Origin of the sequence: Microvirga arsenatis (assembly GCF_009910705.1) — a bacterium.
Lineage (GTDB): Bacteria > Pseudomonadota > Alphaproteobacteria > Rhizobiales > Beijerinckiaceae > Microvirga > Microvirga arsenatis.
Genome location: NZ_JAAAXJ010000006.1, coordinates 11,765 through 23,317, shown reverse-complemented (window position 1 = coordinate 23,317; position 11,553 = coordinate 11,765). Strand labels below are relative to the sequence as shown.

At 63.6% G+C, this 11,553-nt stretch carries 12 protein-coding genes; 6 read left to right on the top strand and 6 right to left on the bottom strand.

The window, feature by feature from the left end; genetic code table 11:
* Positions 1 to 199: 199 nt before the first annotated feature.
* From GR303_RS12885 to GR303_RS12860, 6 genes are read left to right on the top strand one after another with little or no spacing between them, the layout of a single operon-like run.
* Positions 200 to 1,279, top strand: a complete 1,080-nt coding sequence (locus GR303_RS12885; protein WP_161722652.1) for an inositol-3-phosphate synthase — start codon at positions 200 to 202, stop codon at positions 1,277 to 1,279.
* A gap of 12 nt (positions 1,280 to 1,291) precedes the next feature.
* The gene (locus GR303_RS12880; RefSeq protein WP_161722651.1) at positions 1,292 to 1,888 is read left to right on the top strand and encodes a histidine phosphatase family protein; all 597 of its coding nucleotides are present in this window, start codon (positions 1,292 to 1,294) and stop codon (positions 1,886 to 1,888) included.
* Positions 1,885 to 2,988: a CgeB family protein gene (locus tag GR303_RS12875; protein ID WP_161722650.1), complete on the top strand. Its 1,104-nt coding sequence runs from the start codon at positions 1,885 to 1,887 to the stop codon at positions 2,986 to 2,988. The genes GR303_RS12880 and GR303_RS12875 overlap by 4 nt, the downstream gene beginning before the upstream one ends.
* Before the next feature lie 2 nt (positions 2,989 to 2,990).
* Positions 2,991 to 3,803: a sugar phosphate nucleotidyltransferase gene (locus tag GR303_RS12870; protein WP_161722649.1), complete on the top strand. Its 813-nt coding sequence runs from the start codon at positions 2,991 to 2,993 to the stop codon at positions 3,801 to 3,803.
* A gap of 8 nt (positions 3,804 to 3,811) precedes the next feature.
* Positions 3,812 to 4,585 carry a TIGR04290 family methyltransferase gene (locus GR303_RS12865; protein ID WP_161722648.1) on the top strand — a complete coding sequence of 258 codons (774 nt, stop codon included), beginning with the start codon at positions 3,812 to 3,814 and terminating at the stop codon, positions 4,583 to 4,585.
* Positions 4,582 to 5,508 (top strand): glycoside hydrolase 5 family protein, encoded by a 927-nt coding sequence (locus GR303_RS12860; protein ID WP_161722647.1) that lies wholly within the window; start codon positions 4,582 to 4,584, stop codon positions 5,506 to 5,508. The genes GR303_RS12865 and GR303_RS12860 overlap by 4 nt, the downstream gene beginning before the upstream one ends.
* Positions 5,509 to 5,607: 99 nt before the next feature.
* Here the strand turns inward: GR303_RS12860 and GR303_RS12855 are convergent, their stop codons facing one another.
* The 6 genes from GR303_RS12855 to GR303_RS12830 all read right to left on the bottom strand — a co-directional run bounded on the left by GR303_RS12855 (position 5,608) and on the right by GR303_RS12830 (position 11,539).
* Positions 5,608 to 6,633: a Gfo/Idh/MocA family protein gene (locus GR303_RS12855; protein ID WP_161722646.1), complete on the bottom strand. Its 1,026-nt coding sequence runs from the start codon at positions 6,631 to 6,633 to the stop codon at positions 5,608 to 5,610.
* Complete coding sequence (locus GR303_RS12850) at positions 6,633 to 7,586, bottom strand: MDR/zinc-dependent alcohol dehydrogenase-like family protein (protein ID WP_161722863.1); 954 nt, start codon at positions 7,584 to 7,586, stop codon at positions 6,633 to 6,635. Before GR303_RS12850 ends, GR303_RS12855 begins: the two co-directional genes overlap by 1 nt.
* A 164-nt stretch (positions 7,587 to 7,750) precedes the next feature.
* Positions 7,751 to 8,041, bottom strand: coding sequence for a hypothetical protein (locus GR303_RS12845; protein WP_161722645.1), 291 nt, complete (start codon positions 8,039 to 8,041; stop codon positions 7,751 to 7,753).
* Positions 8,042 to 8,127: 86 nt separating this feature from the next.
* Complete coding sequence (locus tag GR303_RS12840) at positions 8,128 to 8,589, bottom strand: hypothetical protein (protein WP_161722644.1); 462 nt, start codon at positions 8,587 to 8,589, stop codon at positions 8,128 to 8,130.
* A gap of 101 nt (positions 8,590 to 8,690) precedes the next feature.
* Complete coding sequence (locus tag GR303_RS12835; protein ID WP_161722643.1) at positions 8,691 to 10,235, bottom strand: SpoVR family protein; 1,545 nt, start codon at positions 10,233 to 10,235, stop codon at positions 8,691 to 8,693.
* Positions 10,232 to 11,539 carry a YeaH/YhbH family protein gene (locus GR303_RS12830; protein WP_161722642.1) on the bottom strand — a complete coding sequence of 436 codons (1,308 nt, stop codon included), beginning with the start codon at positions 11,537 to 11,539 and terminating at the stop codon, positions 10,232 to 10,234. Before GR303_RS12830 ends, GR303_RS12835 begins: the two co-directional genes overlap by 4 nt.
* Positions 11,540 to 11,553 lie beyond the last annotated feature (14 nt).

Below are 11,553 nucleotides of genomic sequence, written 5' to 3'. Positions count from 1 at the left end.
TTGTTCCTTGGCCCCACGTAGTTTGGGCGGCACGGCGCCAAGACAAGAGTCTTGCGGTGAGAATCCCGGAGGGAACTACTTACCTTTTTCGAACGTTGACGGCCAAGCTTAGGTTCCACCCGGTCTTTGCCTGCTGCTCGCTCAAGGCTTCGCCTGAAGCATCTAGGCAAGTCTCCGCACGCACAAGGGGAGATCCGTCATGATTTCGAAAAAGGTCCGCGTCGGGATCGTCGGGGTGGGCAATTGCGCCTCGTCCTTCGTCCAGGGACTCTCCTATTACAAGGACGCCAAGAGCAACGAGCCCGTGCCGGGCCTCATGAATGTCGAGATCGGCGGCTACCATATCAGGGACGTGGAGGTGTCCGCCGCCTTCGACGTGAGCGCCACAAAAGTCGGCCGCGACCTGTCGGAGGCCATCTTCGCCGAGCCGAACAACACTCAGCGCTTTGCCGCCGTCCCGCACAGCGGGATCATCGTGAACAGGGGGAAGACCCTGGACGGCCTCGGCAAGTATCTGCGCGAGGAAATCGCGGAATCGGACAATGAGGAGGCCGACGTCACGGAGATTCTGCGTCAGTCTAGGACGGACGTTCTCGTCTCGTACCTTCCGGTCGGATCCCAGAAGGCTACGGAATGGTATGCGGAGCGGGCGCTGGAGGCCGGCTGCGCCTTCGTGAACTGCATCCCCGTGTTCATCGCCTCCGATCCGGAATGGCGCAGGCGCTTCGAGGAGCGCGGCCTCCCCATCGTCGGCGACGACATCAAGAGCCAGGTGGGTGCCACCATCGTCCATCGGGTGCTCGCCAATCTTTTCCGTGAGCGCGGCGTGCGGCTCGACCGGACCTACCAACTCAATTTTGGCGGCAATACCGATTTCCAGAACATGCTGGAGCGGGAACGCCTGGAATCCAAGAAGATTTCGAAGACGCAGGCCGTTGCAAGCCAGCTCGACATCCCGCTGCCGGCCAGCGACATCCATGTGGGACCCAGCGATCATGTGCCCTGGCTCACGGACCGCAAATGGGCCTATATCCGCCTGGAGGGCACCACCTTCGGCGGCGTGCCGCTGAACATGGAGGTGAAGCTCGAAGTCTGGGACTCGCCGAACTCCGCCGGCATTGTGATCGACGCCGTGCGCTGCGCGAAGCTCGCGATGGATCGCAAGATCGGCGGCGCTCTCACCGGCCCCTCCAGTTACTTCATGAAATCGCCGCCACAGCAGTTCACGGACAACGAGGCCCGTGAGCGCACCATCCGCTTCATCAACGGCGACGAATAGGAATCGCGGAGCGTGACGACCACGTTCTTCCTCGTTCGCCATGCGGCCCATGACCGGGTTGGTACCGTTCTGTGCGGCCGCATGCCCGGCGTTCATCTCGGCGCGCGCGGGAAGGCGCAGACTGAGCGCTTGGCTGAGCGCTTCGCGAGGGCGAACGTCGCCTGCATTCTCTCAAGCCCGCTTGAGCGGGCCGTGGAGACAGCTGAACCTATCGCTGCACGTCTCGGCCTGCCTTTCGACACCTGCAGCGCCCTTGCGGAGATCGACTTCGGACGCTGGTCGGGAATGAGCTTCGAGACGCTGGCCGGCGACCCGCATTGGACATCCTGGAATACCTCCCGCAGCACGAACCGGCCGCCCGAAGGGGAGACGATGCTGGAGACCCAGGCGCGCATCGTCGGCATCATGGAAGACCTGCGACGCCGCTACGCGGGACAATCGATCATTCTCGTCAGCCATAGCGACGTTATCAAGGCCGCCCTCCTCTACCATTTGGGCCTGCCCATCGACGCTTATGCGCGACTCGATGTGGAGCCTGCCTCGATCAGCACTCTTGCGGTGGGCGATTGGGGCGCCAAGATCATGCGCCTGAACGAGGTGGTGGCATGAAGATCGTCATCTTCGGGCTCACCGTTTCCTCCTCCTGGGGCAATGGTCATGCCACCCTCTGGCGCGGGCTGATCCGGGCGCTTGCGCGACGAGGTCACAGGATTGTTTTCTTCGAGAAAGATGTACCCTACTACGCCTCGAACCGGGATCAGTTGGAAATCCCTGGGGGCGAGCTCATCCTCTATCAGGACTGGAGCGCGATCCGGCATCGGGCCGAGGCCGAACTGGCTGATGCGGACCTGGCCATGGCCACCTCCTACTGCCCGGACGGCGTTGCTGCGAGCGAGCTGCTGCTCGAATCCCCGCGCGCGACGCGCGTGTTCTACGATCTCGACACGCCGGTCACCTTCTCGCGTCTGGAGGCGAGGGAGCCCATCAGCTATATCGGGCCGCGCGGCTTGAGCGATTTCGATCTCGTCCTCAGCTATACGGGTGGACGCGCTCTCGGCAGACTTCAGTCCGATCTCGGAGCCCGGCGCGTGGCGGCCCTCTACGGGCATGTGGATCCGGATGTGCATCGTTCCGTGCCCTCTCTGAGCCATTACGTCTGCGATCTGTCCTATCTCGGCACCTATGCGACCGACCGCCAGGAGGCCCTGCAGCGCCTGTTCATCGATCCCGCCGGCCTCAGGCCGGAGCGGCGCTTCCTGATCGGCGGCGCCCAGTATCCGGACGATTTCCCCTGGCGGCCCAACATCCACTTCGTGAGGCATCTGCCACCGCCCGAGCACCCGGCCTTCTTCTCGTCCTCGCGCCTGACGCTCAACATCACCCGGCGGGCCATGGCCGACATGGGCTGGTGCCCGTCAGGACGCCTGTTCGAGGCGGCTGCCTGCGGCACGCCCATACTCTCGGATGATTGGGAAGGTCTCAGCAGTTTCTTCGAGCCGGGACGGGAGATCCTGATCGCACGGAGCACCGACGATGCGGTCGGCGCTCTCGACCTTACGGATGTCGAGCTGAAACGCATTGCCGCCGCCAGCCGCGAAAGGGTGCTGGCGGAGCATACGTCGGACCACCGGGCCCGCGAACTTGAGATCCTGCTGGCAAGCTCCAATTCCCTCCCAACCGGCGGCTCCGCTGCCATGATGGAGGCCTGACCATGTGGGGAATCATACCAGCGGCGGGAACCGGAAGCCGCATCCAGCCCCTGGCCTTCTCGAAGGAGCTTCTCCCCGTAGGCAGCCGTCTCGACAACGGCGTCGAACGCCCTTGCGCAGTGAGCGAGTACCTGGTCGAACGCATGATCCATGGCGGCGCCGACAAGATCTGCTTCGTGATCTCCCCGGGCAAGTCCGACATCATGGAATACTATGGCGCCAGCTACGGCAGCGCCTCCATTGCCTATGTGGTGCAGCCGCAGGCGAGCGGCTTGTGCGACGCCATCTTCCAGGCGGCTCCCCTTATCCCGGCGCAGGAGAGCGTGATCGTCGGCCTGCCCGATACCGTCTGGTTTCCCGAGAAGGCTCTGGCTGAACTGCCGGAGGGGGTGCTTTCCTTCCTGCTCTTCCCCGTCGACAACCCGCACGTTTTCGATGCGGTCATCCTCGACGAGAGCATGCGGGTTCAGGAGATCCAGGTGAAGCGGGAGGATGCCTCCTCCCGCTGGATCTGGGGCGCCTTCAAGATGCCCGGCCACGTGCTGGATGCGCTGCACCGGCTCTGGCTCTCCCGGAACCGGGAGGATGAATATTTCGGCACCCTCGTGAATGCCTATCTTGCACAGGGGGGAGAGGCCACCGGCGTGAAGGCCGGCGAGTCCTATGTGGATGTGGGCACGCTGCATGGCTACCGCTCTGCCATAGGGCTCCTGAGCGAGGCAGCCCAACACGACAATCTCACGGGGGCCCGCGTCGCCCTTGGCTGGCCGGCGGGCCGGCTGCCGCGGGGAGTTCATGATCTGAACAGGGAGTAGCCGCCACGATGAACGCGATCGACCCCATGCCGCCAGAGGAGATCCGCCGGAAAGCCGAAGCGCTCGGACCCTGGTTTCACAACATCGAGCTGAAGGGCGGCGTCTGGACCGCGCCTGATCATTTCCTGGGCAATTACCCTGCCATCAAGTGGCAGCAATTCGCAGATGCCATCCCGCAGGACCTGACGGGCAAGAGCGTGCTCGACATCGGCTGCAACGGCGGCTTCTACTCCATGGAGATGAAGAAGCGCGGCGCGGAACGCGTGCTCGGGGTCGACTTCGACGATGCCTACCTTGCGCAGGCACGCTTTGCGGCCGAGACCATGGGCTACGACATCGAGTTCCGCAAGCTCTCGGTCTACGACTTAGGCCGGCTCGGCGAGCGCTTCGACGTGGTTCTCTTCATGGGCGTGCTCTACCACCTGCGCCATCCGCTTCTCGCCCTCGACCTCATTCACGAGCACGTCGCCAGGGATCTCCTCGTGTTCCAGTCGATGCAGCGCGGCTCGTCGGAGACCATGCCGGTGGAGGAGAACTACACCTTCTGGCAGACGGATCATTTCGATGACCCGCGCTATCCGAAGATGCATTTCATCGAGCACCGCTATGCCGACGATCCGACGAACTGGTGGGCACCGAATGCCGCCTGCGTGGAAGCCATGCTCCGCAGCGCCGGCTTCGAGATCGTGCAGCACCCGGAAGCCGAAGTTTACATCTGTCGCCGCGTCGATGCCCCGCCCGGAGCGGGCGCCGTCTACCCGGCCCAAGGGAGAACCGCATGATCGAAGCCGCAATGATCTGGAACGAGCCGAACAACAAGTCCCACTGGGACCCGGAGATCGACCCGGATTGGAAGCTCTTTTCCGACATGGTGATCGTCGCAGGCCAGGCGATCAGGGCCGAGAACCTGAACCTGCCTCGCGTGCTCGGCGGCATCTCTCCCATCGACCCCGGCTTCATCAAGAAGCTGGAAGGACACGGTGCTCTGGATCATGTAGACATCGTGGCGGTCCATGGCTTCCCGCTCGACTGGAATCTGTGGCAGATTCACGAGTGGCCCGCAAAGATCGACGAGATCAGGGCCGTGACGGACAAGCCCATCTGGGTCAGCGAGGTCGGCATCTCCACCTTCGGGGCCGAGGAGGTGCAGGTCTGGGGCCTCAACCGAACGGCGGAGCTCTTGATCGGCAAGGCGCCGAAGATCCACTGGTACAGCCTCTACGACCTGCCCCGCGCCTGGGAGGCCACGACGCGCCACCGGGAAGCGGAAGGGTCCTCCTATTACCGCCACTTCTACATGGGGCTGCTGCGCGAGGACGGCACGCCGAAGCCGGCGCTGGAGGAATTCGCGAAGTACACGCCTCAGATGGGGCTCTGCCAGTGGTTCCACTACGAGGACCACCGCCTCGATGACGCAGTGGCGTGGATGAAGCGGCTGGGCGTGAAGTACCTGCGCACGGGCCTGTCCTGGGCCGACAGCTTCCGTCCGAACGCGATGGACTGGTTCGACCGCCAGATGGAGGCACTCGCCGACTTCGACGTCACAGTGACTTTCTGCTTCACGCCGGAGCATCGCGGGATCGCGCCTCATCACACCAGCGCGCCTCAGGTGAAGGAGGAATTCGCAGAGTTCTGCGCCACCATGATCCGCCGCTATGCACCACACTCGTCACCGGCCTCAGAGAGGATCCTCGAAGCTCTCTGAACCGGCCCGACCGTTCAAATCCGCGCGGAGCACAAGAAGAATGAAGAAGAGGCGGCTGATTGCTCAGCCGCCTCTTCCATGTCCAGGACGTACCCGTGCTCAACGCCCGTAGATCCGATCGAGCACCCGGGCAACATCCACAAGCTGCTCCGCAGCCCGGTCGAAGCGCTCGCCTGCGGCCAAGCGAGTGGCCCAGTCGGCAGCAGCGCGTCCGCCCCACTCGTCCGGAGGTGCCGTCAACGTTTCCCGTGACGTGCCCCAGTAGCGTTCGGCAGTGAAGTCGTAGAACGAGCCGTTCACGTTGCGCAGGGATACGCCGCCTTTCGTGCCGTAGAACGTGGCGGAGATGACAGCGTCGCATCCGGCCTGAAGCCGCCAGGAGCATGCGAGCTGCACTGCGGCTCCTGTCTCGAGCTGCACCGTCGCGACCGCATAATCCTCGACCTGGGTTCCCGGGTCCTTCAGCGGCGCACCACCGGCAAAGAGCTTGCTCGTGACGGAGGTGGCACCCGGATTGCCCAGTGACCACAGAGCAAGATCGACGAGATGCACGCCGAGATCCATGACGCAGCCACCACCGGACAAGGCCGGATCGTAGAACCAGGGCTTGTCCGGCCCATAGGCGTTGTGGAATACGAGATCGACCGCGTAGATCTGCCCCAGTTCCCCGGAGTCGAGGATCTCGCGGATCCGGCGCATGCCCTCCGTGAACCGGTAGGAAAGATCGACGCAGAGAAGGCGGTCGGCTCGGCGCGCGGCATCGACGACCGCCTGCACCTCCGGCGCCGTCCGCCCCAGCGGCTTCTGGCAGAACACAGCCACACCGCGTTCAAGAGCCCGGATCGACTGCTCGGCATGCATGGCGCTCGGAGTCGCGATGACGACCCCGTCGACACCAAGATCGAGAATGTCATCGAGCCTCGAGACCAGCTTCGCATCGGGCGCAAGCTTGCCGGCCTCAGCTGCCATTTCAGGCGAAGGATCGGCGATGGCGGCCACGTCAACGGAACCTGTGCCGAGGATCGCCTGCATGCGATGCCGCCCGATCCAGCCGACGCCGAGAAAGCCGAGGCGAGGACGGGCAAGAGCAGCTTCGGGTTTGTCCTTTGCAAGAGTCTGCAGCATCAGAACATCACCAGCGCTTTGATAAAACCGTCCGGCCGATCGCGTGTGGCATCAAGCGCCTCGCCGAGGCGGTCCAAGGGATAGGTATGCGTATAGAGCGTGCTGGGATCGAGTCGGCCCGAGGCGATGGCGTCCACGGCCTCGCGCAGCCCTTCCATGTAGATCTTCGGGTCGCGCTCGTGAGCATTGATCACATCGATCCCGCGCCAGTTCCACAGCCACATATTGACCTGTCGCGGCCCGTCCTGGTGATAGCCGGCGACAATCATCCTGCCGCGCTCGCGGGTGAGCTCGGCGGCGAGATCGAGGGGCCATTGCTTGCCCACCGCCTCGATCACCCGGTCGCAGAACATGCCGCCGGTCAGCGCCTTCACCCGCTCGATAATGGCGTGGTGGTCCTCCATCGGGATCGTCTCGGTCGCGCCCATGCGGCGCGCGAGGCCGAGGGAGCAGGGACGGCGCGAGATGGCGATCACCCGCGCGCCGGCATCGGCGGCGAGCTTCGTCAGGATGGCACCGAGAAAGCCGATCCCGATGATCGCCACATTCTGCCCGGCCTCGATCTCGCTGCGGCGAAAGATATTCATCGCACAGCCAAGGGGCTCGCCCGGAAACGGCTGCCCCGCCAGAGAAGCCGGAAGGCGCACCACAGAGTTTATATCGGCGATGTCGTATTCGGCATAGGATTTGTAGGTGAGTGCCGCAACCCGGTCGCCCACCGCGAACTCTTCTACGCCTTCACCGACGGCATCCACGATGCCCCAGGCCTCATGCCCAAGTGCGCCGGGCTCCGTCGGGTACTGCATCCATTCCGGTCCTGCCCAAGGCGTGAGGTTCGAGGCGCAGACGCCGCAGCCTTCCAGGCGCAGGCGCACCTGCTCCGGACCCGGCTCCGGACGCGCGACCTCGCCGATCCGGATCTGCCCCGGGCCTGTGAGAATGGCGGCGCGCATGGTGCGAGAGGCGCCCCGTGGCTCATCACTCTTCTCGGCCAAAGCGGCCTTGTCGCTGCTCGTGCCGTTGTCGTTCAGCAAGTCTGTCCCTCCAGCATGATGTCCGAGCAATTAGGAACAGGGGAGGAGAGTTCAAGGCTTAGCCGTTTGGCGGCTGCAGAGGGTCAGGATGCGCTCGGAGGCATTGTCTCGGCGGCATAGGCCGCCCGTGCCGCGCTGTCCGGCTCCCGCCCCTTCTCGTCGCACCAGCGCGCGAAAGCCGCGGGCTCGATCGTGACGCGGACGATCTCAAGGCCGGCCTCGCGACCGACGCTTTCGTTGTTCTCTGCGGCAGCAAGCCAAGTTTCATAGGTGGGCGAGAGATTGTGGCGGTCGACCATCATGTCCCGGATGCGGGTGTAGTCTTCGCGTCTGTACCAGGGTAGTCCGATCCGGCGGGTCGGCGCATCCGACATTCCATGAGCCTTTTCAGTCGTCGGGCGAAAGATGGCGATCGAGCCCCTCTCGCGCCAGGGCTGGGGCTCGATGCCATATAGTGCCTTCAGCTCAGCAGATAGAGGAAGGCCGGCGCAGCGGTGAGAAGTCCCGCGACCGTCAGGATTGTGAACCGATGGTCGGGATTGGCGATTCGGTGGATCTTCCGTGCCGTGGTACCGGCCTCCATGCTCCAGCCGTTCATGCAGGAGCAGAGCAGACGGTGGGAGGCTCCCTCGGAGAGTTCGAAGAACTCCATGGCATCCCCAAGCGTGTCACCCTTCAACCCGGCAGCGCGCAGCACCGGATCCTCGAACGCGACCGTAATAGGGGACTCATCGGATCTCAATTCCGGCCGCTTCTCTTTCGGGACGAACTCGATCTCACCCAGAGACCTCAGACGCCGCTTCGGCTGGCGCTCCAGCACCTCGGCCCAGCGTTCGAGGCGTTCACGGCGGGACAGGAAACCTTGGTTGAACTCATGCACCTCAGCGACGCTACGCAGCTTCTCTACAGGCTTGTGTTCCATAGGTATTCTCCTGCAAGGGAGCCGACCCCGAAGTCCAGGGCCGAGCCCAGGGAAACCGATGATCGCGCGAATCCCGGGCTTTTTTGCGTCAAAGAATCCTGTCAGAAGAGAGTTTCGTGCGGGTGGGCGACATGCTCGTGGAAGATCGCCCCTGTCACCGGCTCAACCTCCTTCAGCACCACCGCATAACCCCAGAGATTGGCCACCATCTGGAGGACGCGCTGGGCATCGTCCTTGTGGAGCAGGTTGCGGTTCAGGACGTGGTGGTGAAGGATCAGCTTCCGGTCGCCAGCCAGATCCACGTCGACCACCTGAATGTCCGGGTCGGTCCAGCCGACATCGTATTGACGCGACAGCGAGCGGCGCAGGCGGCGATAGCCCCTCTCGTCGTGAATAGCCTCGATCCTGAGGTCCGGCCGGTCGGGATCGTCGACGAGATGGAACATGCGCCACTGCCGGATCAGGTGAGGGCTGAGATACTGGGAGATGAAGCTCTCGTCCCGGTAGTTCGCCCACACGTCGCGCAGCACTGCCATGGTGTCGCCGCTACCGGCGATGTCGGGGAACCATTCCCGGTCCTCGTCCGTCGGGATCGTGCAGATCCGCTCGATATCCTGCATCATTCCGAAGCCCAGCGCATAAGGATTGATACCGCCGTAATGCCGGTCGTCGTATTCGGGCTGGCGCGTCACGTTCGTGTGCGACTGCAGGAACTCGAGGAACGCTCCGTCACTGATTTGCCCCTTCTCGTGCAGGCGCGTCATGATCCGGTAGTGACAATAGGTGGCGCAGCCCTCGTTCATGACCTTGGTCTGGCGCTGCGGGTAAAAATATTGCGCGATCTGGCGTACGATGCGCAAAATCTCCCGCTGCCAGGGCTGCAGGCGCGGCGCCGACTTCTCAAGGAAATACAGGAGGTTCTCCTGCGGCAGCTCCAGGAGAGCGCGGCGGCGTTCGTCGCTTATGGCAGGTTTGGCGGCCGCTCCTTTGCCCGGCACCGTGCGCCAAAGGTCGTTGAAGGTCTGCTCCTGATGGAGCTGCCGCTCCCGCTCCCGGCGCTCCTCCGATCTGAGATCGGGGCGCTTCTTGCGGGGATAACGATGGACGCCGTGAGACATCAGGGCATGGGCCGCGTCGAGCACACGCTCCACCGCCACGTGACCGTATCGCTCCTCGCAGCGGGTGATGTAGCTCTTCGCGAATTCGAGGTAGTCCAGGATCCCGTCCGCGTCGGTCCATTCCTTGAAGAGATAGTTGCTCTTGAAGAAATGGTTGTGACCGAAGGCTGCATGGGCGATCACGAGGGTCTGCATGGTCGCCGTGTTCTCCTCCATGATGTAGGAGATGCACGGGTTGGAGTTGATGACGATCTCATAGGCGAGGCCCATCAACCCCTGCCGATAGCTCGACTCGTGCAGGGCGAACCGCTTTCCGAAGGACCAGTGCTTGTAGAACAGGGGCATGCCGATGGATGCATAGGCATCGAGCATCTGCTCGGCCGTAATCACCTCGATCTGATTCGGATAGATGTCGAGCCCCAGTTCTCCCGAACCGATGGCCTCGACGGCATCGTAGATGCGCTGGATGGTGCCGAAGTCCCAGTCGGCTCCCTTGAACAGCAGGCTGTCGTGCTCCATCACGCTCATGGGGCTCTTGCTCCTGCCTCCGCGTCGCGCCGGCGGAAGAGCTCACGGAAGACAGGATAGATTTCCCGCCGGTGGTTCACTTTGCGCATGGCGAGGTTGGCTCCCTGCTCCTGCAGGGTCTCGTAAGTCTGCCACAGGGATGTCTTGTGATTGATGAAGCCCGTCTGCATGCGGTCGCTGTCGCTGCCGACCTCAAGATAGGCATAGTACTGGCAGACCGGCAGGATCACATCCCGCAGCAGGGCCGCGCTTGTGCTGCCGTCGTTCGGGGAGTTGTCGCCGTCTGAGGCCTGCGCCGCGTAGATGTTCCAGCTGTCCGGCGAATAGCGCTCCTCGACGATGCGCTGCATCTCCCGCAGCGCAGACGAGACCACCGTGCCGCCCGTCTCGGGGCTGTTGAAGAAGGTTTCCTCATCCACCTCCTTGGCCTCATGCGTATGACGGATGAAGACAATCTCCACGTGCTTGTAGCGCCGCGTCAGGAAGATGTAGAGAAGCATGTAGAACCGCTTGGCGAGGTCCTTCATGTGCTCGGTCATGGAGCCCGACACGTCCATGAGGCAGAACATGACCGCCTGCGCAATGGGACGAGACACCGGCTCGAAGCGGCGGTAGCGCAGATCGATGGGATCGATATAGGGAAAGCGCTTGGAGCGCTGCTTGAGCTGCTCCAGTTCCTCGCGCAGGGCATTCAGGCGCGCGTCCGGGCCGCCCTCCTTCTCCAGGAGAGCGATCTCCTCCTCCAAGCGCAGCAGTTCTGCAGGCTTCGGGCGGCGCATGGCGATCCGGCGGGAAAGGGCGTTGCGCATGGAGCGCAGCAGGGCGAGGTTCACGGGCGAGCCGGTGACCGTGTAGCCGGCTCTCCGGAGGCCCTGCGTCTCGACCGTGGCGACGCGGCGCTTGGCAAGGTCGGGAAGTTCCAGATCGTCGAGAAAGAGGTCGAGGAACTCGTCGCGGGTCAGAACGAAGCGGAAGTCGTCCTCTCCCTCGCCGCCGTCGCCCCCGGCCGAACCCGCGCCACCCCCTTCTGGGGGCCTGTCGATGGTGTCACCTTCCACGAAACGCTTGTTGCCGGGCAGGATGTGGTCGTGCACTCCGCCCTCGCCGGATCGACGGAAGCTGGGCTCGCGGACACCATCGGCGGGGATCGAAACCTCCCCTCCCCGCTCGAGATCGGTGATATCCCGATCTCCTGCCGTCTGCCGCACGGCCCGCTGAATCTGCGCCTTGGCGCGGCGCAGAAAACGTTGACGGTTCGCCAGACTCTTGCCCCCTGGGTTGAGGCGCCGGTCGATGATGTACATAGGAACGCCTGATC

Excerpts from the sequence above, each read along its gene's own strand:
- GR303_RS12885 (WP_161722652.1), top strand. The coding sequence starts at position 200 with ATGATTTCGAAAAAGGTCCGCGTCGGGATCGTCGGGGTGGGCAATTGC.
- GR303_RS12875 (WP_161722650.1), top strand. The coding sequence starts at position 1,885 with ATGAAGATCGTCATCTTCGGGCTCACCGTTTCCTCCTCCTGGGGCAAT.
- GR303_RS12870 (WP_161722649.1), top strand. The coding sequence starts at position 2,991 with ATGTGGGGAATCATACCAGCGGCGGGAACCGGAAGCCGCATCCAGCCC.
- GR303_RS12865 (WP_161722648.1), top strand. The coding sequence starts at position 3,812 with ATGAACGCGATCGACCCCATGCCGCCAGAGGAGATCCGCCGGAAAGCC.
- GR303_RS12860 (WP_161722647.1), top strand. The coding sequence starts at position 4,582 with ATGATCGAAGCCGCAATGATCTGGAACGAGCCGAACAACAAGTCCCAC.
- GR303_RS12855 (WP_161722646.1), bottom strand. The coding sequence starts at position 6,633 with ATGCTGCAGACTCTTGCAAAGGACAAACCCGAAGCTGCTCTTGCCCGT.
- GR303_RS12850 (WP_161722863.1), bottom strand. The coding sequence starts at position 7,586 with ATGCGCGCCGCCATTCTCACAGGCCCGGGGCAGATCCGGATCGGCGAG.
- GR303_RS12845 (WP_161722645.1), bottom strand. The coding sequence starts at position 8,041 with ATGTCGGATGCGCCGACCCGCCGGATCGGACTACCCTGGTACAGACGC.
- GR303_RS12840 (WP_161722644.1), bottom strand. The coding sequence starts at position 8,589 with ATGGAACACAAGCCTGTAGAGAAGCTGCGTAGCGTCGCTGAGGTGCAT.
- GR303_RS12835 (WP_161722643.1), bottom strand. The coding sequence starts at position 10,235 with ATGAGCGTGATGGAGCACGACAGCCTGCTGTTCAAGGGAGCCGACTGG.
- GR303_RS12830 (WP_161722642.1), bottom strand. The coding sequence starts at position 11,539 with ATGTACATCATCGACCGGCGCCTCAACCCAGGGGGCAAGAGTCTGGCG.